The 26,118-nt window shown below is 51.5% G+C and carries 27 protein-coding genes; 6 read left to right on the forward strand and 21 right to left on the reverse strand.

The genetic code is table 11. The features are described from left to right. The first annotated feature begins 74 nt into the window (after positions 1 to 74). Complete coding sequence (locus tag ABXT62_RS16665) at positions 75 to 449, forward strand: hypothetical protein (RefSeq protein WP_415356467.1); 375 nt, start codon at positions 75 to 77, stop codon at positions 447 to 449. A 127-nt stretch (positions 450 to 576) separates the two neighbouring features. Here the strand turns inward: ABXT62_RS16665 and glmS are convergent, their stop codons facing one another. The 16 genes from glmS to ABXT62_RS16745 all read right to left on the reverse strand — a co-directional run bounded on the left by glmS (position 577) and on the right by ABXT62_RS16745 (position 16,633). Further along, complete coding sequence (gene glmS, locus ABXT62_RS16670) at positions 577 to 2,406, reverse strand: glutamine--fructose-6-phosphate transaminase (isomerizing) (protein WP_415356468.1); 1,830 nt, start codon at positions 2,404 to 2,406, stop codon at positions 577 to 579. 2 nt (positions 2,407 to 2,408) lie between these two features. Then, positions 2,409 to 3,779, reverse strand: coding sequence for a bifunctional UDP-N-acetylglucosamine diphosphorylase/glucosamine-1-phosphate N-acetyltransferase GlmU (gene glmU / locus ABXT62_RS16675; protein ID WP_415356469.1), 1,371 nt, complete (start codon positions 3,777 to 3,779; stop codon positions 2,409 to 2,411). Between the two features lie 302 nt (positions 3,780 to 4,081). Next, complete coding sequence (locus ABXT62_RS16680) at positions 4,082 to 4,510, reverse strand: F0F1 ATP synthase subunit epsilon (RefSeq protein ID WP_415356470.1); 429 nt, start codon at positions 4,508 to 4,510, stop codon at positions 4,082 to 4,084. A gap of 27 nt (positions 4,511 to 4,537) precedes the next feature. Next, a complete protein-coding gene (atpD, locus tag ABXT62_RS16685; RefSeq protein WP_415356471.1) occupies positions 4,538 to 5,935 on the reverse strand; it encodes a F0F1 ATP synthase subunit beta in 1,398 nt (465 codons plus the stop codon). A 93-nt stretch (positions 5,936 to 6,028) separates the two neighbouring features. After that, entirely contained in the window at positions 6,029 to 6,892 is an 864-nt protein-coding gene (gene atpG / locus ABXT62_RS16690) for a F0F1 ATP synthase subunit gamma (RefSeq protein WP_415356472.1), read from the reverse strand. A gap of 16 nt (positions 6,893 to 6,908) precedes the next feature. Beyond that, positions 6,909 to 8,453: a F0F1 ATP synthase subunit alpha gene (atpA, locus tag ABXT62_RS16695; RefSeq protein WP_415356473.1), complete on the reverse strand. Its 1,545-nt coding sequence runs from the start codon at positions 8,451 to 8,453 to the stop codon at positions 6,909 to 6,911. 30 nt (positions 8,454 to 8,483) lie between these two features. Further along, entirely contained in the window at positions 8,484 to 9,020 is a 537-nt protein-coding gene (locus ABXT62_RS16700; RefSeq protein ID WP_415356474.1) for a F0F1 ATP synthase subunit delta, read from the reverse strand. 12 nt (positions 9,021 to 9,032) lie between these two features. After that, positions 9,033 to 9,503, reverse strand: a complete 471-nt coding sequence (locus ABXT62_RS16705) for a F0F1 ATP synthase subunit B (RefSeq protein ID WP_415356475.1) — start codon at positions 9,501 to 9,503, stop codon at positions 9,033 to 9,035. Positions 9,504 to 9,568: 65 nt separating this feature from the next. Further along, entirely contained in the window at positions 9,569 to 9,799 is a 231-nt protein-coding gene (atpE, locus tag ABXT62_RS16710; protein WP_415356476.1) for a F0F1 ATP synthase subunit C, read from the reverse strand. A 48-nt stretch (positions 9,800 to 9,847) separates the two neighbouring features. Further along, a complete protein-coding gene (gene atpB, locus ABXT62_RS16715) occupies positions 9,848 to 10,729 on the reverse strand; it encodes a F0F1 ATP synthase subunit A (RefSeq protein WP_415356477.1) in 882 nt (293 codons plus the stop codon). A gap of 22 nt (positions 10,730 to 10,751) precedes the next feature. Next, a complete protein-coding gene (locus ABXT62_RS16720; RefSeq protein ID WP_415356478.1) occupies positions 10,752 to 11,141 on the reverse strand; it encodes an ATP synthase subunit I in 390 nt (129 codons plus the stop codon). A 238-nt stretch (positions 11,142 to 11,379) separates the two neighbouring features. Further along, positions 11,380 to 12,276 carry a ParB/RepB/Spo0J family partition protein gene (locus ABXT62_RS16725; RefSeq protein WP_415356479.1) on the reverse strand — a complete coding sequence of 299 codons (897 nt, stop codon included), beginning with the start codon at positions 12,274 to 12,276 and terminating at the stop codon, positions 11,380 to 11,382. Between the two features lie 2 nt (positions 12,277 to 12,278). Further along, complete coding sequence (locus ABXT62_RS16730; RefSeq protein WP_415356480.1) at positions 12,279 to 13,097, reverse strand: ParA family protein; 819 nt, start codon at positions 13,095 to 13,097, stop codon at positions 12,279 to 12,281. Positions 13,098 to 13,141: 44 nt separating this feature from the next. Then, positions 13,142 to 13,768 (reverse strand): 16S rRNA (guanine(527)-N(7))-methyltransferase RsmG, encoded by a 627-nt coding sequence (gene rsmG, locus ABXT62_RS16735; RefSeq protein ID WP_415356481.1) that lies wholly within the window; start codon positions 13,766 to 13,768, stop codon positions 13,142 to 13,144. Between the two features lies 1 nt (position 13,769). After that, a complete protein-coding gene (mnmG, locus tag ABXT62_RS16740; protein WP_415356482.1) occupies positions 13,770 to 15,686 on the reverse strand; it encodes a tRNA uridine-5-carboxymethylaminomethyl(34) synthesis enzyme MnmG in 1,917 nt (638 codons plus the stop codon). A gap of 104 nt (positions 15,687 to 15,790) precedes the next feature. Further along, positions 15,791 to 16,633 carry a lysophospholipase gene (locus ABXT62_RS16745; RefSeq protein ID WP_415356483.1) on the reverse strand — a complete coding sequence of 281 codons (843 nt, stop codon included), beginning with the start codon at positions 16,631 to 16,633 and terminating at the stop codon, positions 15,791 to 15,793. A gap of 166 nt (positions 16,634 to 16,799) precedes the next feature. Here ABXT62_RS16745 and ABXT62_RS16750 point away from each other — a divergent pair, with 166 nt between their 5' ends. The 5 genes from ABXT62_RS16750 to ABXT62_RS16770 all read left to right on the forward strand — a co-directional run bounded on the left by ABXT62_RS16750 (position 16,800) and on the right by ABXT62_RS16770 (position 21,323). Beyond that, positions 16,800 to 18,791, forward strand: a complete 1,992-nt coding sequence (locus tag ABXT62_RS16750; protein WP_415356484.1) for a sodium-translocating pyrophosphatase — start codon at positions 16,800 to 16,802, stop codon at positions 18,789 to 18,791. Positions 18,792 to 18,921: 130 nt separating this feature from the next. Beyond that, complete coding sequence (locus ABXT62_RS16755; RefSeq protein WP_415356485.1) at positions 18,922 to 19,401, forward strand: PaaI family thioesterase; 480 nt, start codon at positions 18,922 to 18,924, stop codon at positions 19,399 to 19,401. A gap of 1 nt (position 19,402) precedes the next feature. Then, positions 19,403 to 19,834: a PaaI family thioesterase gene (locus ABXT62_RS16760; protein WP_415356486.1), complete on the forward strand. Its 432-nt coding sequence runs from the start codon at positions 19,403 to 19,405 to the stop codon at positions 19,832 to 19,834. A 22-nt stretch (positions 19,835 to 19,856) separates the two neighbouring features. Continuing rightward, a complete protein-coding gene (locus tag ABXT62_RS16765) occupies positions 19,857 to 20,312 on the forward strand; it encodes a nuclear transport factor 2 family protein (RefSeq protein ID WP_415356487.1) in 456 nt (151 codons plus the stop codon). 21 nt (positions 20,313 to 20,333) lie between these two features. Next, positions 20,334 to 21,323, forward strand: a complete 990-nt coding sequence (locus ABXT62_RS16770) for an LLM class flavin-dependent oxidoreductase (protein WP_415356488.1) — start codon at positions 20,334 to 20,336, stop codon at positions 21,321 to 21,323. Between the two features lie 476 nt (positions 21,324 to 21,799). On the opposite strand, the gene mnmE is transcribed toward ABXT62_RS16770, so the two are convergent. From mnmE to rpmH, 5 genes are read right to left on the reverse strand one after another with little or no spacing between them, the layout of a single operon-like run. Further along, complete coding sequence (gene mnmE / locus ABXT62_RS16775) at positions 21,800 to 23,164, reverse strand: tRNA uridine-5-carboxymethylaminomethyl(34) synthesis GTPase MnmE (protein WP_415356489.1); 1,365 nt, start codon at positions 23,162 to 23,164, stop codon at positions 21,800 to 21,802. A 37-nt stretch (positions 23,165 to 23,201) separates the two neighbouring features. Continuing rightward, positions 23,202 to 24,905 carry a membrane protein insertase YidC gene (yidC, locus tag ABXT62_RS16780; protein ID WP_415356490.1) on the reverse strand — a complete coding sequence of 568 codons (1,704 nt, stop codon included), beginning with the start codon at positions 24,903 to 24,905 and terminating at the stop codon, positions 23,202 to 23,204. Positions 24,906 to 24,922: 17 nt separating this feature from the next. Then, positions 24,923 to 25,150, reverse strand: a complete 228-nt coding sequence (yidD, locus tag ABXT62_RS16785) for a membrane protein insertion efficiency factor YidD (RefSeq protein WP_415356491.1) — start codon at positions 25,148 to 25,150, stop codon at positions 24,923 to 24,925. After that, positions 25,150 to 25,542, reverse strand: coding sequence for a ribonuclease P protein component (rnpA, locus tag ABXT62_RS16790; protein WP_415356492.1), 393 nt, complete (start codon positions 25,540 to 25,542; stop codon positions 25,150 to 25,152). The genes yidD and rnpA overlap by 1 nt, the downstream gene beginning before the upstream one ends. Before the next feature lie 9 nt (positions 25,543 to 25,551). Further along, the gene (gene rpmH / locus ABXT62_RS16795) at positions 25,552 to 25,686 is read right to left on the reverse strand and encodes a 50S ribosomal protein L34 (protein WP_415356493.1); all 135 of its coding nucleotides are present in this window, start codon (positions 25,684 to 25,686) and stop codon (positions 25,552 to 25,554) included. Between the last annotated feature and the right edge of the window lie 432 nt (positions 25,687 to 26,118).

Raw genomic sequence — 26,118 nt, forward strand, 5'->3', positions numbered from 1 at the left:
GCTTGTCCTGTTACTGTTTTCCCTGCTGGATACAGTGAGCACACTAAAAACACTACATAGATGAGGTATTTGTGATGAATTATATCAAACTGGCGCTAATTGGCCTGGTCCTAGGAAGTACGGCAAGCATTGCTGACGACTGCACTGCGCCACCGTCACCCACACTGCCTGATGGCGCTACTGCGACTATGGAGCAGATGCTGGCAGGGCAAAAAGCAGTGAAAGCTTATCAGGCGGTAAACACGGACTACCGAGCATGCTTAGACCCACTCGTAACCGCGGCCGAAGTAGCTGCCGCAGGTGACTCTCCTGGTCCTGAGTTAACGAATACGCTGGCACAGCTTAATGAGGACTACAACGCATCCGTCTCTAGCGAAGAGCAAGTTGCTAATGACTTTAATGAGGCTTTGCGCGCGTATAAAAAAGCGAACCCCGCTGATGTCGATTAGTCCCTTTGGCCGTCCGAGCGTTTCCCGCTCCGGACGGTTACTCCTGACGATACGGTAAAAAACCGTATCGCGCTTATAGAAAAATACGCTACCGTTCGCTCTGTTGCCCGTCGCTCACCGTTGTGAATTACTCCACTGTGACAGACTTGGCCAGGTTGCGCGGTTTGTCGACATCGGTGCCTTTTTGCAAAGCAACGTGGTATGACAACAACTGCAACGCCACCGTATATACTATTGGCCTGATAACCTCAGGGCAATGAGGCATAGGCAAGATTTGCACACGGGGCTCGTTGGCAAACCCCGCTTCTTTATCAGCAAAAACAAACAGCTCACCGCCGCGCGAGCGCACCTCTTCCAGATTGGATTTCAGTTTCCCCAAAAGTTCATCATTAGGCGCCACGGCCACCACAGGCATATCGTGGTCTACCAGAGCCAGAGGGCCATGTTTCAATTCCCCCGCGGGATAGGCCTCGGCGTGAATGTAGGAAATTTCCTTTAGTTTAAGCGCACCCTCCATGGCAATGGGATACTGAATGCCACGACCGAGAAAAAGAGCGTGCCGTTTGGGTATAAAGGCTTCCGACAACAGCCGTATAGCCTCATTGAGCTCAAGTGTTTGCCGCACACACTGTGGTAGATCCTGCAGGGCTGTAATAATGTCCTGCTGCCGGCTATCCGGCAGCTCGCGACGGCGGCCCAACGCCAGGGTCAACATTAGCAGGGCGACCAACTGTGTCGTAAATGCCTTCGTTGAAGCAACCCCAATTTCAATGCCAGCTCGCGTCAGAAACACCAGATCACATTCTCGAACCAGAGAACTATTATCCACGTTGGACACCACTAGGCTGCCTATGAATTCGTCCGCACTGGCGTTACGCAGAGCCGCCAACGTATCGGCGGTTTCACCTGACTGAGAGATCACCACCAGCAACGTACCCGCATGCTGCACGCGCTTTCGGTAACGAAACTCCGACGCGACTTCAACGACACAACTCACTCCCGCAATTTCCTCCAGCCAATAACGGGCCACCATGCCGGCATGAAAACTGGTGCCGCAGGCTACAATCTGTACTTTTTTGACTTGGTCGAACAAAGCCGGCGCGGCAGGGCCGAAACGCTCCTCGATCTTTTGCGCGTTAATCGCGCCGGCGAATGTTGCCTCAAGCGCCTCCGGCTGTTCGAATATTTCCTTGATCATGTAGTGCTCAAAGTCGCCCATATCGGCTGCTTCCAGCCCCTCTTCAATGCGCGCTATTGGCCGCTTAGCCTCTCTGCCATCAGCGCTGTATACCTGCACGCTGGCCGGAGTGATGCAAACCAAGTCAGCTTCTTCCAGATAAATAAAACGATCTGTTACCTGGCGCAGCGCCATTGTGTCAGATGCCAGAAAGTTTTCGCCTATGCCCACACCTACCACCAACGGACTACCTTTTCGCGCGCCCACAACTGTGTCAGGGTTTTGAGTATCTATCGCCGCTAGGGCATAAGCTCCTTCGAGTTTAGCCACCGTTTGTTGCATGGCTTGCAGCAATGATCCACCGATCGCAAGACTGCGGTGCAGAAGATGAACGATAACCTCGGTGTCAGTGGCCGATGTGATTTCGTAACCCTCTTCGACGAGTTCCGCACGCAATGTTGCATGGTTTTCTATGATGCCGTTATGCACCAACGCAACACGCCGACCGGATATATGGGGATGCGCGTTTACGCCAGAAGGCTCACCATGCGTCGCCCATCGGGTATGAGCAATACCCGTAGTTCCATGGTAAGGCTGTTCTCGCTGGGCCTTTTCCAGTTCTGCGACCTTGCCTTTGCGCTTATGTATCCTTAAGCCGTGCTCTTGATCTATCAGCGCCATACCGGCGGAGTCATACCCCCTGTATTCCAGACGTCGCAACCCTTCCAGCAAAATTTCAGAAACTTCACGCCGCGCAGCGGCGGCAACAATGCCACACATAGTCAGTCCTTGGTGTCTCGCGTGCCGGGACGAACCCAGCCCTCGATATTACGCTGTCGGGCTCGACTAACCGCCAATTCACCCTTGCCAACACTCCCCGTAATCGTAGAGCCCGCAGCAACAAACCCCTGTTCCTCAATCTGCAAAGGCGCAACCAGAGTACTATTGGATCCAACAAACACACCCTTGCCAATGTCCGTCTTATGTTTATTGACACCATCATAGTTACAGGTAATGGTACCGGCGCCAATGTTAACCTCTGCGCCTACATCACAATCACCAATATAGCTCAGGTGATTGACCTTGCTGCCCGGGCCTATGCTCGCTTTCTTGGTTTCAACAAAGTTGCCAATGCGGGCACCTTCACTCAATACAGTTCCTGAGCGCAACCGAGCATAGGGTCCAACACTACAGTCTTTACCAATGACGGCTTGCTGCAAATGACTCATAGGGTGAATCACTGAGCCGTCCGCCACACTAACGTCAGACAGCACGCAATTTGCGCCCACTGAAACGTCATTTCCCAGAGTCACTTTGCCTTCAAATACAACGTTGATGTCAATTGAAACGTCTTCGCCACAGGAGAGACTGCCACGGATATCCAGGCGTGCCGGGTCGGCAATGTTTACACCCTCACGCATTAGTTGCTCTGCCTGACGATGTTGGTACTCACGCTCCACGTGATTGAGCTGAACGCGGTCATTGACTCCGAAGATCTCCAGCTCAGACTCCACTGCACAAGAAGACACTGTTTTACCGTTAGCGACCGCCAGGCCGAGTATATCAGGAAGGTAATATTCTCCCTGCTGGTTGTCATTGCCAACTTGGGGCAAGTACGCAAGAAAATCGCGCTGGGGAGCGGCCAATAAGCCGGTGTTTATTTCCCTGATGTCACGCTGGATAGGTGTCGCATCTTTATCCTCGACCACGCCAACAAGCGCGCCTATCTTATCTCGAAGTATCCTGCCATAGCCTTGGGGGTTCTGCAGTTCGGCGGTCAACAGCGCGGGTGCTGTTCGAGCCTGTTGCACCAGGTTTTGCAATGTCGATAATCGGGTCAATGGCACATCGCCATAGAGAACCAATACAATGCTGTCATCAGCGATGGCAGGCAACGCCTGCAATACGGCATGTCCAGTACCTGCTTGCCGTTCCTGTACTACCCAATTAATATCGTAATGCGCTAAAGCGTCCTGCACCTGCTCACTGCCATGTCCAACGACCACATGAATAGCCCTAGGCTCAAGGCCCTGTGCTGTGCGTATCACATGCTCCAGCAAAGGCATACCGCCTACAACATGCAGCACCTTTGGTAGCCGGGATTTCATCCGCTTTCCCTGACCCGCGGCGAGAATCACGACTTCCAGTTTCATGGTAATTGCTTTCCCGTTATATCCATTGGCCTTCCTAGCAAAAGAATCTGTTCTTGTTTTTCCAAGATGTATTATGCGCTGCTGGGCATATAACGCCAACTACCGCCGCCTATGACTTCTGTCGCGGCGGTTGCGTAAAAAGAGGACGTCAAGCACGTCGCTGCAGCTGCCGCCGGTCATTGATGATAGGAACTGCAAGAAAAAGAGCGCCGGCACACGCGAATGCAGTATGCCTATATAGTACCTTGACTTTCGTGACCAGAAAAGACCGCTTAAAATCGACTAAAAAGGGGAGAGTGCGACTAACCGCGGCCCGACCTGTTCCTCATTTTTCGTAGGGTCGCCAGCTGAGCCGCCGCTTCCGCCAGTTGTGCGGATGCACGCCCGTAATCAAAGTCGCCGGTTTGGTTCGCAATTGCCTGCTCCGCCTCCTTGCGCGCCTCTTCTGCAGCCGCTTCGTCAACATCGTCGGCACGGATAGCCGTGTCCGCCAGAATAGAGACCACGCCGGGCTGCACTTCTAGAAAACCACCAGACACATAGTACACCTGCTCGTCCCCGTTTTGGGTCACGATACGCACCGGACCAGGAACCAGCGCAGACAACAGAGGCGCGTGACCATACGTCACACCCAACTCACCCTCACTGCCTGTTGCCACAAGCATCTCTACCAAACCAGAAAAGATTTCCTCCTCGGCACTGACGATATCACAGTGAATTGTCATCGACATATCATAGTCTCTCTAAAGCCTTTCTGCTTACAGGTTTTTGGCTTTCTCGACGGCTTCTTCTATACCGCCCACCATGTAAAACGCCTGTTCCGGCAAATGGTCATATTCGCCCGACAGTATGCCCTGAAAGCCAGCAATCGTTTCCTTCAGAGACACATACTTACCGGGTGCGCCAGTGAAGATTTCCGCTACATGGAAAGGCTGGGATAAAAAGCGCTCAATCTTACGTGCACGGTTTACCGTCTGCTTGTCTTCCTCAGACAGTTCGTCCATACCCAAAATGGCAATAATATCTTTCAGTTCCTTATAGCGCTGCAACACGTTCTGCACCCCGCGAGCGGTATCGTAATGCTCATGGCCGATAATAAGGGGGTCAAGCTGACGCGAGGTTGAATCGAGCGGGTCTACCGCGGGATAGATGCCCTTCGCTGCAATATCTCGACTCAGCACCACGGTTGAATCGAGGTGAGCAAAAGTCGTTGCTGGTGATGGGTCAGTCAAGTCGTCCGCCGGCACATAGACCGCCTGAATTGATGTGATCGAACCCACCTTCGTGGAGGTAATTCGCTCCTGAAGTACACCCATCTCTTCTGCCAATGTCGGCTGATAACCCACGGCAGAAGGCATACGACCCAACAGCGCTGACACTTCAGTTCCCGCCAGAGTGTATCGGTAGATGTTGTCGATAAACAGCAGTACATCTCGACCTTCGTCACGAAATTTTTCAGCCATAGTCAGACCGGTCAGCGCTACGCGCAATCGGTTACCTGGAGGCTCGTTCATCTGGCCATACACCATCGCAACTTTAGAGTTGGAAAAGTTTTCAACATCCACGACTTTGGATTCCTGCATCTCGAAGTAAAAGTCATTACCTTCTCTTGTGCGCTCTCCCACACCTGCGAATACCGACAAGCCGGAGTGCTCAGTAGCAATGTTGTTAATAAGCTCCATCATGTTGACGGTTTTACCCACACCGGCCCCGCCGAACAGACCGACCTTGCCGCCCTTGGCAAAAGGACACACAAGATCGATCACCTTAATGCCCGTCTCCAACAATTCATTTGACGCGGCTAAGTCTTCATAGCTGGGCGCTTTTCGGTGAATAGAGGCGGTCTCTTTCGCTCCGATTGGGCCACATTCGTCGATCGGGTTACCCAGAACGTCCATAATGCGCCCCAGCGTCTCAATACCCACTGGGACACAGATGGGTCCGCCTGTGTTCTCCACCGCCAAGCCCCGACTAATACCCTCGGACGATCCCATAGCAATTGTTCGAACAACGCCGTCGCCTAACTGCTGCTGCACCTCTAAGGTCAGACCTTTTTCTGTTACTTTTAGTGCATCGTATACCCGCGGCACACTGTCACGCGGGAACTCAACGTCGAGTACGGCGCCAATAATTTGTACGATTCGTCCGCTGCTCATGTTCGGATCCTCTAGATCAAAGTTCAATTCTGGCTGGCTCGGACCATCGTCCAAAGCCCCATCTTTATTTATACTGATTCTGCTGGACAGGCGTTAGCTAATCGCAGCAGCCCCACTCACAATTTCGGACAGCTCCTGAGTAATCGCTGCCTGTCGCGCCTTGTTGTATATAAGCTGTAGGTCATCAATCAAGTCCCCTGCATTTTCGGTGGCGTTTTTCATCGCCAGCATCCGTGCGGCCTGTTCACAGGCGCCGTTTTCGACCACGGCCTGATACACCTGGGACTCGATATAGCGGGTCAGCAGATCTTCCAATAATTCTTTTGCGTCAGGCTCATAAATATAGTCCCAGTGGTGTTTCATCTCATGGCTCTGCTCTGCCTCAAGCGGTAACAGCTGCTCCACTTCAGGTTGTTGCGTCATGGTATTCACAAACTGATTGCCCACTAGATAGAGCCGGTCAATCTTGCCCTCTTCATAGGCGTTCAGCATCGCCTTTACCCCGCCAATCAAGCTGGAAAGCGATGGCTCTTCACCCAAATCACGAACGGCAGCGGTTACATTACCTCCTAGGCTACTAAAAAAAGCCGCCGCCTTAGCGCCGATCAAACTAAGGTCTACATCGACGCCCTGGTCGTTCCAACCCTTCATTGACCTGACCGTAGTTTTAAACAGGTTCATGTTAAGGCCGCCACACAGGCCTCGATCGGTGGATACGACAATGTAACCTACGCGCTTGACCTCACGCGTTTCCATATACATATGCTTATACTCTGGCGCTGCATTGGCAATATGGCCAACAACGGCGCGCATACGTCGCGAGTAAGGCTTGCCTAGCTGCATGCGCTCCTGAGCTCTGCGCATCTTGCTTGCCGCAACCATTTCCATCGCACTAGTGATCTTTTGCGTGCTCTGAATGCTCGAGATCTTAGTCCGTATTTCTTTTCCAGCTGCCATTTACGCGTCCTCGGCCCTACCAGGTCTGCGTGCTTTTAAACGTCTCAATCGCGGCCTTGAAGCTGGCGTCGATTTCGTCGTTATAATTGCCCGAAGCGGCGACACTGCTCATCAAGTCTCCGTGCTCTGAATGCATATAAGACAGCAGCGCACCTTCAAAATCACCGATCTTATCGACCTCAATATCTTCCAGATAGCCTTTATCTGCGGCGAAAAGTACTAAGCCCATCTCAGCAATACTTTGCGGCGAATACTGCTTTTGCTTCATCAGCTCGGTGACGCGTTCACCATGATCCAGCTGCGCCCTAGTGGCATCATCCAGGTCCGAGGCAAACTGAGAAAAAGCAGCAAGTTCTCGATACTGCGCCAAGGCTGTACGAATACCGCCGGACAGCTTCTTGATGATTTTGGTTTGAGCCGCACCACCCACACGCGATACAGAAATACCCGCGTTCATCGCAGGACGAATCCCCGCATTGAACATATCCGCTTCCAGAAAAATCTGGCCATCAGTAATAGAAATCACGTTAGTTGGAACAAACGCTGAGACGTCTCCAGCCTGAGTCTCAATCACCGGCAACGCGGTAAGCGAACCGGTCTTGCCTTTCACTGCGCCTTTAGTAAAGTCTTCTACGTACTTCGCGTTGACCCGAGCTGCACGCTCCAACAAACGCGAATGAAGATAAAAAACGTCCCCGGGGTAAGCTTCCCGGCCAGGCGGCCGACGCAGCAGCAATGATATCTGGCGGTAGGCCCAAGCCTGCTTAGTCAGATCATCGTAAATAATTAGAGCATCTTCACCGCGGTCTCGGTAATACTCTCCCATGGTGCAGCCCGCAAACGGCGCCAAGTATTGCATTGCCGCCGGATCAGATGCGGTTGCGGCAACAATAATCGTATGATCCATTGCACCGTGCTCTTCGAGCTTGCGCACCACCGCTGCAACAGAGGATGCTTTTTGCCCAATGGCGACATAAATACACTTAATCCCTGAACCTTTCTGATTGATAATGGCATCAACAGCGATAGCCGTCTTTCCGATTTGGCGATCGCCAATAATCAGTTCACGCTGACCGCGGCCGATAGGCACCATGGCATCGATGGCTTTCAGGCCAATCTGTACCGGTTGATCAACGGACTGCCGAGCAATAACGCCAGGCGCCACTTTTTCAAGGGCATCGGTCATCGCCGCATTGATAGGGCCTTTGCCATCAATAGGAGACCCCAGCGCATCTACAACGCGCCCCTGCAGTTCCGGCCCTACGGGCACCTCTAGAATACGGCCCGTGCAGCGACAAGACTGCCCTTCTGCAATACTCTTGTAGTCGCCGAGAATCACAGCGCCCACTGAGTCGCGCTCAAGGTTTAGCGCCATCCCGTAGATGCCGCCTTCAAATTCAATCATCTCGCCGTACATCACTTCGGCAAGACCATGGATACGAATAATACCGTCTGTAACCGATACTATCGTGCCTTCATTGCGAGCTTCCGCAGTGACATCGAGCTGGTCGATGCGCTGCTTGATAATCTCGCTAATCTCAGATGGATTCAGTTGCTGCATGCTCTATTCCTCAATCCTATGTCTTAAAGTCTAGGAATTCATTGCTTCGGCAAGCTTGTTTAGCCCGCCACGCACGGAGCCATCGATCACTAGATCACCGGCTCTGATTAAAACGCCACCCAAAAGATTGCTGTCTGTTGACGTGCGCACCTTCACTTCGCGTTCAAGTTTTTTGCCTAATACTGTGGCTAATTTGTCCCGTGCCGCGTCAGCAAGATCAAAGGCAGATATCACCTCGACGTCAACCGACTTTTCCTGATTTGCCTTGTACTGAGCAAACAAGGAATGGATCTCGGGCAACAAGGCAAGGCGCTTGTTAGAGGCGAGAATTGAGACAAAGCTTTGCGTTTCCGCTCCCAATGATTCGCCGCACACGCCATTTAACGTCTGTGCCTGCTGCTCCGCTGTCAGGGCAGGATTGTGAAGCACTCCGTCCATCGTGTCGTCCAAACTCACTGCCGCTACGGCAGCTAACTCCTTATCCCACTGTGACAACTGACCCTTATCCCGAGCGTACTCGAAAGCCGCCTTAGCATAGGGACGTGCGATTGTGCTTAACTCCGCCATAGCTCCCCCGGGTTACAACTCTGCAGCCAGCTTATCAACCAGACCGGCATGTGCCTTCTGATCAATAGCCGCACCCAAAATCTTTTCAGCGCCTGCGAGAGACAACGCGGCTACCTGACCACGCAAGTGCTCCCGCGCACGATTAGTCTCTTGCTCAATTTCTGCTTGGGCAGCGGTCTTAACACGACCGGCCTCAACAACGGCAGTACTTTTGGCTTCGTCTACGATCTGAATACCGCGCTTGTTGGCAGCGTCGACGATAGCCGCCGCTTCATGCTTAGCCTCGATAAGACGCTCTACGGCCTTTTGTTTTGCTAGCTCCAGATCGTGACCAGCGCGATCTGCAGCCGCCAACCCGTCAGCCATCTTCTTCTCGCGCTCTGCCATTGCCGCCAATATAGGCGGCCACACATACTTCATGCAAAACATGACAAAGCAGACAAATGCGATCATCTGCCCAATAAGCGTAAGATTAATATTCACGCCTTGCTCCTCACAGGTTATTGAGGGCCGCGATCAGGGCGGCCCCATTCCCGTCGCTAGTTGATTTAAGCTGCGACAACGAAGATCAGGTACATTGCGATACCGACACCAATAATTGGGATCGCATCGACCAAGCCTGCTCCCAGAAAGAAGGTAACCTGCAGTTTGGGTGCCAATTCAGGCTGACGAGCAGAACCCTCTATAAGCTTTCCGCCCAGCAGACCAACGCCAATAGCGGCTCCAAGACCACCCAGACCCATCATAATGGCGGCAGCTACGTAGATTAATTCAGGCATTTTTTTCTCCTATCGTTACATTAAGCAAAACATACATTAAAAAATGAATCAGTGGTCCTCATGGGCCATGCTGAGATACACAATTGTCAAAACCATAAAGATAAATGCCTGCAGAGGAATGACCAGCAAATGGAAAATACCCCAGGCAACTTGCAACAAACCGGCAGGAATCATCCAGCCGACCCCGGCACTAAAGAGCGCCGCTATCAGGATAAAAATCATTTCCCCCGCATACAGATTGCCAAACAATCGTAAGCCGAGAGAGAAAGGCCTGGCTAATAAACCAACCACCTCCATAAAAAGGTTAACCGGGATAAAAGCCCAGTGATTAAACGGGGTGAAGCTCAACTCCTTGAGGAAGCCAACGCCTTTAATTTTAATCGAGTAATAGAGCATCAAAATAAAGACACCCATCGCCATACCCATCGTAATATTCGGATCCGTAGAGGGCACGATTTTCTGGAAATGAACGCCGGCAACGATCTCTAAAATCTTGGGAACCAGATCAATTGGAACAAGGTCCATTAGGTTCATCAGCAACACCCAGACAAATATAGTTAACGCCAGCGGTGCAATCATCCGATTTTGTCCGTGGAAGGTATCACGCACAGTGCCATCTACAAACTCAACAATCATTTCTACCATGTTGACCATGCCGCTAGGGACACCTGTCTCTGCCTTTTTAGCCACTCGGCGAAACAGCCAACAAAAAACAATGCCAAGGCCGATCGACCACAACATAGAGTCCACATGAATCGCGTTAAACCCCATTGCAGAAGCTTCTTCTGCGCCGCGCGCCATCACCCACGCGCCGCCTTCGCCAATAATAGCGCCGTCCTCACGCTCAAAGCCGCCCGGCAATTCGCCATAGGTAAGGTTTGTCAGGTGGTGCGTAATGTATTCAGAAACGGTCTGGGTTGAGCCTGCCATCTATCAAAACCCTTGAATCTATCTATTTTCGCCAGTCGCCTTTTAACAGCAACCAACTGCCTATAATTTGAATAACCAGCATGGCAAGAAAACCGGCAAAAACTGCCAGGCCACTTATTGGCCGCAACATAGTAAACACTATGGCGAAGCCAGCAACACTGAGTGCAAACTTACCTACTTCGCCAACATAGCTGGCCCGAGCTATGGCTTGGGCTGAACGCGCGCCGCGCCACCTAAAGGCGTACAGCGCAAAATATGCCTGTGGCACTATGGCTGTGAGGCCACCGCTGAATACCGAGTAAGCAATAACTCTATCGGACATCAGCAAAAAAAGGCTTGCCACAACAAGCAATGCCAATTGAACCCAAGTGATTCGGTATACCGGGGGGCGCGCTATTTCAGCACCAGCCATCAGCGCCTCGCGTCACTCCCGTCGTCATTAGGTACACCGAGCTTCCTCATTTCGGGCGAGCATTATAGGGGCATTGTCCGACAGGTTCAACCGAGTTATCGCCGGCTGGGCAACTGAGTGTTTTTGGTCTTGATTTACACCCCCTATTCCCAGATCAAGACATGATCGCAGACATTCTGCGCCGGCACAGAGCCTTGTGCTGGCGCCAATCTTGGCGACGATATCGTGTGTTGCGGTCTTATTTGATATGACTCAAAATGCCGTCCAGCTCATCCAGGCTATTGTAATGCAATACCAGCTTACCTTTACCTTTTGCGCTGTGTTGGATTTTGACCTTTGCCCCAAGACGCTGCGACAGGTCGTCTTGTAAATGGCGAATATTAGGGTCAACCGAGGCGTCGGATGCGGGTTGTGTCTTTTTCGCCGACCAATTGCGCACCAAAGCTTCTGTTTGACGCACCGTCAAACCTTTGCCTACCACGGTGCGCGCTGCCTGAGATTGATCGGACCCCTCCAAACCTAGCAACGCACGCGCATGTCCCATCTCTAGATCACCGTGTTCCAGTAGGCGCCGCACATCTTCCTGTAACGTCATCAGGCGCAGCATATTGGCGACTGTGGATCGGGATTTACCTACCGCTGTTGCCACTTCCTGTTGCGTAAGCTCAAATTCGCGCTGCAGCCGCTGCAGTGAAGCTGCTTCCTCTATCGGGTTGAGATCCTCGCGCTGTATATTTTCTATCAGCGCCATAGCAATCGCAGCCTGATCGGAAACGTCACGGATAACCGCGGGGATAACATCCAAACCAGCCAATTGCGTGGCCCGCCATCGCCGTTCGCCCGCGATGATTTCGTACTTTTGATCAGAGATAGGACGCACGACGATCGGCTGCATTAGGCCCTGAGCAATAATACTGTCCGCCAGTTCACGCAGAGATTCTGGCTCAATCTCCCGGCGTGGTTGGTACTTGCCGCTCTGAATAAGGTCTACTGCTAGCTCTTTAAATGCTGAATCCTCGCCGCCCATGGCGTCTTTTGAGCCGGCATGCGCCTCCGAGCCAACAGATTGCATGTTATTGCCTGCCCCGAGCAACGCATCAAGTCCCCGCCCCAAGCCCCGTTTTTTACCTGCCATCTCTAATCTCCCTCATTACAGGCCGCCACGACATTTTTAGGCTGCTGCTTTGCCTCTTGCTCCGCTCGCCGGATGATTTCTCCCGCCAGCGCCATGTAGGCCTTGGACCCGCGAGAGTTTTTATCGTAGTACATGGCCGGAAGGCCGTGGCTGGGGGCTTCCGCAAGGCGCACATTTCTGGGGACAACCGTACGATAGACCTTGTCGCCAAAATGCGCGCGCAACTGCGCTGACACGTCTGTCGTAAGGCTGTTACGGGGGTCGTACATAGTGCGCAGTATCCCCTCGATCCGCAGGTCGTCGTTGAGTGTTTCAGCCACGCTTTCAATAGTCCGTGATAGGGCTGCCAAGCCCTCCAGGGCGAAGTATTCGCATTGCATGGCAATAATCACTCCGTCAGCGGCAACCAGGGCATTGATGGTCAGCATGTTAAGGGAGGGAGGACAGTCAATCAGTATGTAGTCGTATTCGCTAGAGGATTGAGAGAGCGCCATCCTTAGGCGGCGCTCCTTGTGTTCAACGTCTAGCAGTTCCACTTCAGCCGCCGTCAGGTCGCTATTGGCAGGCAAAACATCGTAACCACTTGCGCCCGCAGGGCATGTTACGAGGTGGATAGGCGCGCCGTGCACCAGAACGTCGTAGATGCTGCGCTCGATAGCGTGTTTATCAATACCGCTGCCCATAGTGGCATTGCCTTGTGGATCTAGGTCCACAAGCAACACGCGCTTCTTCATCGCCGCTAGCGATGCCGCAAGGTTGATGCTGGTCGTGGTCTTGCCAACGCCACCTTTTTGATTCGCGATTGCGATAATTTTGGTCAATGAACTTGCCCCTGGCAATAGTGTTACGGTCGGCACGTGCTCTGTTACAGCGCAATCTCTACCAGATGTCGATGCTCACAGAGCCCCGGCACGACGAGCGGGTGAACGGCCACCTGCGCGCCCTCTTGGCCAATTGCATCCAGCTCCTCCGCAGGATACGCCCCCTTCATCGCCAACAGCCGACCCTCTGGAGCCAGCAGGTGGCGGCAACCATGCATCATATCCTGCAAAGAAGCAAAAGCCCGCGATAACACCGCGTCAAACGGCTCAACAACACGAAATGATTGCACCCGTGCCTGATGAACAACCATATTATCCAAGCGCAGTGCTGTTTTCACCTGAAAAAGAAACCGAGTCTTCTTGCCGTTACTGTCCAGCAGATGAAACTCTCGCTGAGGAAAAAGTATTGCCATAGGGACTCCCGGCAGGCCCGCCCCCGTTCCAACATCCAGAACACGCTGGCCCGCGAGAAAAGGCGCAATCGCCAGGCTATCCAGCAGGTGACGCGTGACCATGTCCGCCTCTTCGCGCACCGCGGTCAAGTTATATGCCGTATTCCATTTTGACAGCAGAGCTACATAGTCGATCAACCGTGCCCGCTGGTCGCTGCCAAGAGACAACTGCAGGTCGTCGCAGCCCTGCTGCAACCGATACATCAGGTCTGGCTGCAATTCAGGCCAACTTGCGCTGGCTATCGGAGCCTTCCCGCATATCGCTGCCGAGGGCGCCGCGCTTTTTGAGGTAAATCAGCAGCAGTGCAATAGCGGCCGCCGTAACGCCGGGTATTCGCCCGGCGCGTGCCAGAGAGTCGGGCCGGGCGGCACTCAACCTTTGCTTTACCTCATTAGACAGCCCGTCAACCGCGTTGTAATCCAAATTAGGAGGCAGCGGTGTATGTTCATTGCGACGCAGACGCGCAATATCCTCTTTCTGTCTTTCGATGTAGCCTGCGTACTTTGCCTGTATCTCAACTTGTTCTGCTGCTTGGGGGTCTGCACTCGGCTCTCCCACCAGCGCGGCGAGGTCCGCGTATTCAAGCTCCGGTCTTTTCAGTAGTTCAGCCAGTGAATACTCGCGGACAATCGGGTTTTTTAGTTTTCCAGAGAGCGCTTCGGCCTGAGGGGTGTGGGGATGAACCCAGCTGGTCGCCAGTCGGGTTGTTTCGCGCTCTATTTCATCGCGTTTTCCTTCAAAGCGCTCCCAACGCGCATCGTCCACAAGACCCAATGCCCTCCCGCGCTCGGTGAGTCGCAGATCCGCATTGTCTTCACGTAGCAGTAATCGGTACTCCGCGCGAGACGTAAACATGCGATAGGGCTCAAGAGTGCCCATTGTGATCAAGTCGTCTACCAACACGCCAATATAGGCCTCGTCTCGCCGCGGGGTCCAGGCCTCCTTCTCGCGCACCGCGAGTGCGGCGTTAAGCCCGGCCAACAAGCCTTGTGCGGCGGCCTCTTCATACCCAGTAGTGCCATTGATCTGCCCAGCAAAGTATAGCCCCGGGAGCGCTTTTGTCTCCAGGGTTGCGTTAAGATCCCGTGGATCGAAGAAGTCGTATTCGATAGCGTACCCAGGCCTGGTGATGTGAGCGCTCTCAAACCCTTTGATAGAGCGCACTAGATCGACCTGAACATCAAATGGCAGGCTGGTGGAAATGCCATTGGGATAAAGCTCCCGCGTGGTTAACCCTTCCGGCTCTATAAAAATCTGATGCGAACTTTTATCCGCAAATCGGTGAATCTTGTCTTCAATACTGGGACAGTAACGCGGCCCGACCCCCTCTATGACGCCTGAATATAAGGGCGACCGGTCCAGGCCGCCTCGAATAATATCGTGGGTTTGCTCATTGGTATGAGTGATCCAGCAGCAACGCTGCTCGGGGTGTTCCGCGATACCGCCCATATAGGACATGACCGGCTCTGGCTGATCGCCCCACTGTTCTTCTAATCCGGCGAAATCGACGCTGCGTGCATCAATTCTCGGCGGTGTGCCCGTTTTCAGGCGCGCTACCCGAAATGGCAGCTCCCGCAAGCGCGCTGCAAGAGCAATGGACGGCGGGTCTCCGGCGCGGCCCGCAGAGTTGTTCTCAAGCCCAATGTGTATTTTCCCACCGAGGAACGTGCCGCTAGTAAGAATCACTCGCGGCGCCCGAAAAACGAGCCCCATTTGCGTAATCGCACCGGCTATTTGGCCATTCTCTATTAACAGGTCATCAACGGGTTGCTGGAATATAGACAAGTTGGGTTGTGACTCGAGCATTTGGCGAATGGCATTTCTGTACAACACCCTGTCCGCCTGGGCCCGCGTGGCCCTGACGGCCGGCCCTTTACGTCGGTTCAACACCCGAAACTGTATCCCGGCTTGGTCGGTGGCACGAGCCATAGCTCCGCCTAAGGCATCCACCTCCTTGACGAGGTGGCTCTTTCCAATCCCGCCAATAGCAGGATTACAGGACATTTGTCCCAGCGTATCGACGCTGTGGGTAAGCAAGAGGGTACGACAACCCATGCGGGCAGCTGCCAGACAGGCCTCCGTACCCGCATGTCCTCCGCCAATGACGATCACTTCAAACTGTTGCTGATATTCCACTGCCGGCCTCGCATGCCAAGTGCACACTCTTTTGGGGGGTGAGAGATTATACGCGGGCAATGGCTGTTGTTCAAAATATGTTCGGCGCCACTCTAAATGCTGGATCAGTTGGCGGGTAGTCTCGCCTCGCACCAGCTAAGGATTTGATCCAGAACGTCTTGGCGCTCAGGTTCATTGAGAATTTCGTGATACAAACCCGGATACATCGTGAGTGTTTTGTCCGTGGAGCTTATGTGCTGGTGCAAATAGCGCGACCCATCAGGCGAGGTTAATACGTCTGCGTCTCCATGAAGCATCAGCATCGGCAACGTAATGTCTGCTGCGTCTGCTTGTAAGGTCGCCATGCCGGCAAATAGCTCTCGCACCATCCGCGCCGAAGCCTTCCCATGGAGCACCAGCGGGTCATCGACATATTTTTTCACTTCCTCGGCGTCGCGGCTGACGCCGCTCGCATCTAGCTGCATTACACCCAATCGCGGCGCCAGTAGCGCCAGCAGCCGAATGACCCCCATTTGCACCCATCCGGGCTGTAAATCGGACTTAATAAGCGCGCCGGATAGGATGCAGCCGACAAACCGATCCTGCTGCTGCAAAAGATAATTGCAAGCGATCAGGCCACCCAAACTGTGGCCAAGGAGAAATATTGGCACACCCGGGAACCGACTCCCTACCTCATTATGAAATACTGCCAAATCAACGAGATAATCGTCAAACATGTCTATATGCCCTGGCTTGCCATCAGAATGCCCGTGCCCACGGTGATCCAGCGCTGATACAGCCAAACCCTGCCCAACAAAGAACTCCGCCACATGCGTATAGCGCCCACTGTGCTCTCCAGCGCCATGGACTAACAACAAGATTGCTTTGGGTGTCGCCTCTGGCTCCCAGCACTGACGATAAATTGAACGCTGGTCGGCTCCTTGCAGCCTTGCCTCTGTGTGTTTCATGTTCTCTCCTAGTCTGATGGCCTGTGAGACACACTCTGGTTTATCAGCATGCAAGTACCGCTTTTTATTCCCGGGCCAGACATTTCATTGTTTCACTTGTCACTGTTACCACAATTTAGGTAGCATGCGGAGCATACTATAAATAATAAAATACTGGAGTTTGTCTATGACTGAATACTTTGTCATCCCACCTATTATTGGTTTTGCTGGCCTTGCCATTGCTTTCATCATCTACCACATCATGCTCCGCCATGATCCCGGTGACGGCGTGGTTAAAAAAATCGGTGATCAAATACATCTCGGCGCGATGGTGTTTATGCACCGTGAATACAAAATGTTGGCTATATTTTCGGTAGTGCTGCTGGTGGCTATCTTTGTTTCGCCACTAGGCCTTAACACCGCCATCGCTTTTACAGCAGGCGCAGTATCTTCTGCTACTGCGGGCTATCTGGGTATGTTCGCTGCCACGAAGGCTAACGTGCGCACCACGGTGGCGGCCCACAACCACGGTCAAAAAACGGCGCTGTCTGTTGCATTCTATGGTGGCTCTGTCATGGGCTTATGCGTTGCATCACTGGGCCTCGTTGGTCTTGGAGGTGTTTATTGGTATTTCGGCGGTGACCCTGGCACCGCGCATGCCATCCACGGCTTTGGCATGGGGGCATCTGTAGTCGCTTTATTCTCGCGCGTCGGTGGCGGCATTTTTACCAAGAGTGCTGATGTCGGAGCCGACTTGGTCGGAAAAATCGAAGCGGGCATCCCAGAAGACGATCCTCGTAACCCAGGCGTTATTGCAGACAATGTCGGTGATAATGTCGGTGACATTGCCGGTATGGGTTCGGATATTTTCGAGTCATACTGCGGCGCGATGATTGCTTGCGTCGCTATCGCGTCGACAATGACGGTGGCAGCGACACGAGATGCAATGATGTTCCTTCCTCTCGCTTTAGCCACTATCGGCCTATTGGCATCCGTTTGCGGCATAGTGATTGTTCGTATCCGATCTAACGCCCCCCCAGAGGCTGCTTTGCGTTCTGGCACGCTCTTAGCACCTGTTATTTTTGCCATCATGGCATGGTACATGATGGAAGCTATGGATATACCGCCCAACGTTTGGTGGTCAGTGATTTGTGGCGCCGTCGGCGGTGTCTTTATCGGTTTGATTACTGAGTACTACACCGGCGGTGGACCCGTTAAGAAAATTGCTAAGTCCGGAGAAACCGGCGCAGCAACGGTTATGATCACGGGTTTGGCCGTCGGTATGCAATCTGTTGTTCTGCCGGTCCTGTTTTTAGCCGCTATTATTTATATCTCTACAGAACTCTCAGGCCTCTATGGCGTCGGTATTGCCGCCGTCGGCATGCTGGCCACCGTGGGAATAACAATGGCAATTGATGCCTATGGCCCAGTCGCAGATAACGCGGGCGGGATCGCTGAAATGGCCGGCATGGGTGAAGAAACTCGCAAGATCACCGACGGGCTAGACGAAGTAGGCAACACCACTGCTGCTATTGGAAAAGGGTTCGCCATTGGTGCGGCAGCGCTAGCTGCTTTAGCGATCATCGCCGCTTTTGTGGAGACGGTGCAGGTGCACACCGCTGACTTCTCCTTGGTCCTTACCGAACCCGTCGTTTTGGTAGGCATGTTTATCGGTGGAACAATTCCGTTTCTGATAGCGGCTATTACCATGACCGCTGTGGGCGAGGCGGCTTTCGACATGATCAATGAAATTCGCCGTCAGTTTCGCGAGATTCCGGGTCTGTTAGAAGGTACCGCTGAACCTGATACAGAAAAGTGCGTCGACATTGCCACCACTGCCGCGCTACGCCGCATGATTCTACCTGGCGTCATTGCTGTGTCTGCGCCGGTTATCGTCGGCTTTGGCCTCGGTGCTGCTTCTCTCGGAGGCATGCTGGCTGGCGCGTTGCTCGCGTGTGTTCTAATGGCCTTAATGATGGCTAATGCTGGGGGCGCATGGGATAACGCCAAGAAGTATGTAGAGAAAGGTAATCTAGGTGGTAAGGGATCGGATACTCATTCCGCCGTCGTCGTTGGTGATACAGTAGGTGACCCCTTTAAAGACACCTCAGGCCCTGCAATGAATATCCTAATTAACGTAATGGCCATCGTTAGCCTGGTGATCGCGCCCCTGCTTTAACGCTTTAATGCTGCGCTTCGACGCATCGTCGAGGCGCATTCAAACCAAGCCGCCATTATTTCATCCAGGAATGGCACTTTTCTTATTCTTCGTCCATATTATCCTCTCGTCAGCTCCATGAGTTTTTTGCATGCCTGTACTGAGCAACAGCCAAAAATATAACCTCGTGAAAATAATGAACGATCATATTCCCCATGCGGCATTACTCGGGATTCAGGTCGAGCGCATCGATGGGGAAGAGCTCACGTTAAAACTACCCTATCAGACCGCACTGGTGGGCGACTCCGACGCAGGGACGTTGCATGGCGGGGTATTAACCGTGTTGCTAGACCAGACCTTAGGGATGGCCACCGTGTGTTGTGACACCACTGAACCATCCGTTACTCCAACGCTAGACCTGCGCATTGATCACCTTTGTGTCGCGCCGCCAGGGATGGATGTATTTGCTTCAGCACGGGTATACAAGGCCACCCGCAAAATACTCTTTGTCGAAGGGTACGCCTACTGTGAGTCGAAAGAAAACCCTATTGCGCGGGCTACTGGAAGCTGGGTCCGAGTTGCAGACATTGACTTGTCTTGGCTCGTCCCCACCGATCAGGACGCTGTCTAAAATGGCGCTGGTAGATAACGTTCGCAACAGCCCCAACCTAGCTGCACTGGAAATGTGGTTGCAAAAGGTACCGTATGCCGTGTTTCTTGGGATCAAGGCCGAACTAAACAAGGGCGATATTTTATTTATCCTTCCAGAGGACAAAAGATTTATCGGAAATCCTTCCCTGCCTGCATTGCACGGTGGTGTTGTCGGCTCTTTCATGGAACAGGCGGCCACGCTTCACCTGATCGCTAACATGGATAATCCTGCTTTACCCAAAATCATTAATTTCTCTCTAGACTATTTGCGACCTGCACGACTGCGCGATACTTATGCTAAATGCCTATTAAGTCGCCAAGGCCGGTTCATTAGCAACATTACTATTACCGCCTGGCAAGAACATGCTGATCAGCCTAACGCTATTGCAAGAGCACATTTTTTAACCCCTTAGTATAAATAAAAGGATAACGACTATGTCACGATGGGAGCGATTAGAAATTGAACACGCTTTTGATCATTATCAGGCTGCTGCTTTAAAAGGGGCACAAACTAAAGACTGGACTGACTGGGCAGCTTGTTTTACGGAAGACGCCACGTATTTTGAACACCACTATGGACGATTCTGGGGCCGTGATAATATTCATAGTTGGATTACCGCAACGATGAATAAATGGCCTGCTAGCGAGATGACGGCTTTTCCTGTCACCTGGTATACCATTGATGAAGATAAAGGCTGGGTTATCGCCGAAGTCATGAACCGTATGACTGACTTAGGTGACGGCTATATTTATCAGGAACCGAACATAACCATTTTGCATTATGCCGGCAATGGTGTATTCAAGTATGAGGAAGATGCCTATAACCCACATAATATGGGCGTTACTATCGGTGCCTGGATTAAGGCGAAAAAACTGCTGGATGCTGAATAAGCATTTACTAAGACTTTCGAAATGACTCGCCGTACAACAACAAGCAACATCGTTCTCCGCTTTGATATGCGAACCTCACCACTGTGCAAAGATACGTCTGCAGATCGTTATCGGGCAGCGCTAGACATGGCAAGCTGGGCTGATAACCAGATGGTCAATGTTGTGGGTTTGTCTGAACATCATACTACTTGTGATGGCTTTTTATCTGCACCACTACAACTTGCCGGCATGATGATTGCGTGCACTAAGAGGATTCGTGTCAGTGTTAGCGCTCTGCTGGTGCCGCTGCACAACCCTTTAAGATTGGCGGAAGACATCTGCTTAATAGACCAGGTGGCTGGAGGTCGTTTCTCGGTGACTTGCGGTCTTGGTTACCGAGAAATAGAGTATCAATCCTTTGATGTTGAGTGGTCACAACGCGGAAAAGTTTTTGATGAAAAACTGGATATTTTAATACAGACGCTTAAAGGTGAATGTGGTCGCAATAGTGGTCCTTCTACACGATTAAACCCGCTTCCTGTATCTAAAATTAATAGCTTGTTAATGATTGGTGGGAACAGTAAAGCAGCAGCTCTAAGGGCAGCACGGCTAGGTTTATTTTTCTGTCCAGCAATTGACGACTTGAAATTAGAAAAAATATATATGGATGCCTGTCGGGAGTATGGTGTTAAGCGGGGTTTTATTATCTCTCCAGGTGAACCGTCTACAACATTTATTAGTCAAGATCCTGCTGCTGATTGGAAAAATATTGGTGAGCATTTACTGTATGACGCAAAGGCTTATGCCATGTGGCAACACCCTAACCGTCGAGCGTATGCAGAATCGTTTGCTGGCAATATTGAAGAATTAAAACGGGAAGGGAAATACCGTGTCCTTTCTCCAGAACAGGCCTTGGAATCAATAAAGAAAACAGGTTCATTGCATCTTGCTCCACTCACTGGGGGGGTTTCTATCGACGTTGGATGGAAGAGCTTGCGCTTATTTGAAGATCACGTCCAACCCTATTTATAATTATTTTTAGCCCAGCTGAAATTATGACATCCAAAAGATTTTGCGTTTTTTTACTCCGTATAAACCATTTATAATTAGTTAGATATATAGGTATGTATATAGGTAAGTATTATTGTTACTACTGTTATTAAGGGCCATTATTTCAGTGGAAAACAGCGGTTTATTGATTTAAATCAATATATTGAAGCAATGAAAACCGTTAGGAAAAAATCAGTATTAGCTGGTTGAAAACCGTGCTTAAGCGGTGTGTTAAAAGTCTTTTTTTGTGGATACTTTTAATAGCCGATATGCCATCGTGGATAAGAGTCTATCTTACTCACGGCTTATACAAAGATTGCTAAGATGTTAGGTACAAACACGTTAGTTAAAAAAGGCGTTAGTGTAAAAGAGGAAATAGAAACTGAAGAAGATAGGTATAAGGAATAGAAAATGTATTAGGTGTGAAAATCATGTGTGTAACATGGAGAAACAGCGTTTTATTTTCCAATACAAAAGCTCGAAAAGATAACGCCTAAGAGTTCATCACTGCTGACGGCGCCGGTAATGTCACCTAGGCTGTTTTGACACAGACGTAAATCTTCAGCAAGTAATTCACCAGCACCGGACTCTAGTAGTTGTTTTTGACCATTTAAAAATAAGTTTTTTGCGTCTTCAAGTGACTGTAGGTGACGGCGGCGGGCACTGAAACTTCCTTGCCCTCCCTCGGTATAGCCGATACAAGTCTTCAAGTGTGTCCTAAGTAAATCTATTCCCGCGCCGGATTTGGCGGATAAATTAATGACTGTATTGTCTGAAGCTAATGCTATGTCTGGGCCATCACTGGTCAAATCGCATTTGTTTTTTATGATGGTTACGGGTATATCACGGCGTAGCGGTGAGTTTTCCTCTTGCCATAGGCCGCTAAGAACAGCGCTGACGTCAGAATGGGCACTCCCATCGACTACCAATAGTATGCGATCCGCTGAATCAATTTCCGCCCACGCTCGGCGAATGCCCTCCTGTTCAATGACATCGTCGCTGTCGCGTAGACCTGCTGTGTCGACGATATGGATAGGCAGACCATCAATTTGGATGTGTTGTCGTAACACATCGCGAGTCGTCCCTTCTATTGCTGTAACGATAGCGGTATCTTGTCCAGAAAGGGCGTTAAGGAGGCTAGACTTTCCGGCGTTGGGTCTGCCGGCTATTACGAGCTTCATTCCCTCCTGGACTAAAGCGCCTTGTTTGGCCTCACCCATTACAGCTTCAAACTGCTCGGAGATGGTGTGTAGCTGTTGTGAGACTTGGCTGTTTTGAAGGAAATCGATCTCCTCTTCTGGGAAGTCGATAGCAGCCTCTACATAAACTCTTAACCGCGTGACATGCCTTATCAGTAATTCGATTTTTTTCGAAAAGACGCCTTGCAGTGAGCGGCTAGCATTAAGCGCCGCCTGCTCTGTTGTGCTGTTAATAAGATCAGCAATCGCTTCTGCTTGAGCTAAGTCTATTTTATTATTGAGATAGGCACGCTGTGAAAATTCCCCAGGTAACGCCTGTCGGGCGCCATGTTTGCAGGTTTCGCGCAGAAGTAGATCCAATATTATCGGACCACCGTGAGCCTGCAGCTCCACCACGTCTTCTCCAGTAAACGAATTTGGCGCGGGGAAAAAAAGGCTTATACCGGAATCCAACACGGAACCGGTACTATCACGTAGGCGACAAAAATGAGCGTAGCGCGGCGCAAGGGTGACCGCGGTAATGGTTTCACCAATAGAGCGTGCGCTGGGCCCGGACAGCCGAATAATTCCAATACCGCCGTGACCGGAGGCTGTTGCTATAGCGACGATCGTTTCCTGGTGCATGACTTAAAACCTGGCGCGTTAACGGTTGTTAGTCATTCTAGGCCTTAGCGGCAGCCTTTTCTATCTGACGGGTGATGACGTATTGCTGCGCCATGGAGAGTAAGTTATTGACGACCCAATACAAAACCAGCCCAGCCGGAAACCAGAGGAAAAAGAAGGTAAACATAACAGGCATCCATTGCATGATTTTCGCCTGCATTGGGTCGGGCGGGGGCGGATTGAGTTTCTGCATATAGAACATGCTAGCGCCCATCATCAGAGGTAGGACGAAATAGGGGTCCATTACGGCTAGATCTTTAATCCAGAGTATAAAAGGCGCTTGTCGCAGCTCGACGCTTTCCATCAACATCCAGTAAAGGCCTATAAATACAGGCATTTGAACTAAGATAGGAAGGCAGCCGCCCATCGGATTAATTTTTTCTTTCTTGTAAAGCTCCATCATGGCTTGAGATTGTTTTTGTTTGTCGTCAGCGAACTGTTCTCTGATATCGACCATTTTGGGTTGAACGCGCCGCATGTTCGCCATCGATCGGTAAGAGGCAGCAGAGAGTTTGAAAAAAGCGGCCTTAATGAGAACAGTCAGCAATATAATGGCAACACCCCAGTTACCTACTAACGCGTGGATGTTTGTCAGTAACCAGAAAAGCGGCTGGGCGATCCACCAAAGAAAACCGTAGTCTACAGTGAGGTCCAAATAGGGTGAAATTTCTTGAAGTCGGTACTGATCCTTTGGTCCAGCATAGAATTTGGCACCGACTTCTCCGGATTTACCCGGATCGAGGGTTAGAGCCGGGCTGGTGAATCCCGCGATGTTGAAGCCGGTAGAGGTTACGCGTGCGCTGTAAGTCTGGATTTGGTCAGGATTTGGAATCCAGGCGCTTAGAAAGTAGTGCTGCACCACCGCTATCCATCCTCCGGGCAGCTGGGCTTTGAAGGACTCTTCTTCAAGGTCATCAAAGGTGAACTTGGTAAAGCGGTCGTCAGGCTGTGTGAGCGCGACTCCCAAGAATGGCTTCATGCCCATGGCGTTAGTATTCGCGGACGGAGGTGGCGCACTCCCTCGTTTGATTTGTCCAAACAGATTACCCTGCCAGCGCTCTGCGCTATTGTTTTCAATCAAATAGTCCACGTCGATGAGGTAGGAGCCAGGGTACAAGGTGAAGCGCTTGGTGACGCGGACGCCTGCGTTGCCTTGCCATTGCAGATCAACAACAACTGAATCGTCTCCAGGGTTAAGGACGTAGGTGGCGGATGAGGCGTTAAAAAGAGCTCTGCCATTACTGTCGATTCCGTCGGGGCCGATGAGTCCACTTTGTGCGATATAGGTCAGGGCGGCATTGTCTTCCAGCAATACGAATGGGTCATTGGGATCGTCCAGTTCTGCCAAAAACTTTGGCAGTGAAAGCTCCATGATGTCGCCCCCTTGTAAGTCGACTGCCAGCTGTAATACGTCCGTCTTAATCTGGATAATACGCCCGCTTTTAACGTCAACGGTAGTGGACGGTTTGGCCTCTGAAGAACTGTATTCTGGAGCGACAGGAATGTCTTCTTCGGCGTTAGCGACAGAATCTATTGCGGGTGCGGGCAGTGCTGAGGGCACTTCGTCTGTGGCTGAAATAAGACGTGATGTGTCTTGCATCACCGATGCACTTTTTTCGTCAGTGAAGCTAACCCATTTTGTGAGCAGCATAAACGATAGTGCGGCAATGGCGCCGATGAGGAGTGTGCGTTGCAAATCCATAATAGAGTATCTGTGGCCTAGTGTTGGTGTGGACAGGGCGGGACGGGGTCTTCTCCCCCTTCATGCCAGGGATGGCATCGTGCCACCCGAAGCAGGGTTAGATAGCTTCCCTTAATAACGCCGTGTGCGTCGATCGCCTCTTGGGCATAAGAGGAGCAGCTGGGATAAAAGCGGCAATGATTACCCATGAAGGGGCTGAGGCAAGTCTTGTAGCAGGTGATCAGAAAAATCAACAGGCGGCGCATTAGGAGTCCTGGCTATTGTTCAGTGTCATTTTAGTGGTTTGGTGTATCAGTTTCTTCCACTGCTGCTGCAATATAGAGGATAGTTCAGCATTAGCCAAATCACCTATACCGCGCCTCGCCAGGAGCACAACGTCGACGGCGGATTCACCGGCTGGGCGGGTACGTAAAAATTCGCGAGCCACTCGTTTTATTCGATTTCGATGAACGGCTAGTCGAACATTCTTCTTGGCGATGACCAAGCCCAAACGATGACCCGTGCGGTCATTAATTTTTGCCAGTAGCAATACGTTCTGATGTGAGGCTCGGGCATCGGGGTTGTCAAACACGCGGCTGTAGTCTTTGGCGTTGAGTAGGCGCTTTTCTTTGCCGAACCCAGAGCTCTGGCCAGCCAAGCTGTAACTCTATGCAGTCAGACGCTTGCGGCCTTTGGCTCGGCGGCGCCCGACTACGTTGCGGCCGCCTTTAGTGGCCATACGAGCGCGAAAGCCGTGCGTGCGAGCGCGCTTTAAAACGCTAGGTTGGAATGTTCTTTTCATCGTATGTGTTCCAGATTGATAGAGCAGCCGGTAAACCCATTCGTCTTACAAAACGCTTGAGTTTAGTGTCCGGCCAGAAAAACGGTGGGCTATTCTATGTAAATGCGCTGCCTAATTCAATCAAAAGCGCAACTATTTTATTGGCGTAGGCGCAGCGGTTTTGTTTTAGGAGATACCGTGAGGCAGGCTGACTTTTGTGTGTGTGGGCGCCCTCCACACAGACGCTGAGTGTCGTTGTTTAGAACAGTAGTACACACCTTTTCAAAAAGATACACACAGGTTATGCACAGAAAATGTTACTCAGGTGCGAAATTGGTAGAGCTGGCTATAATGTCGGCATATGACAGATAACATACTGAATACTATAGATAAAATATTTTTGCGTTTTTGGCGTTTATATGTGGATAACTCGACTGTTCAGGGGTATTATGA

The organism is Halioglobus sp. Uisw_031 (assembly GCF_047729875.1).
GTDB lineage: Bacteria > Pseudomonadota > Gammaproteobacteria > Pseudomonadales > Halieaceae > Marimicrobium.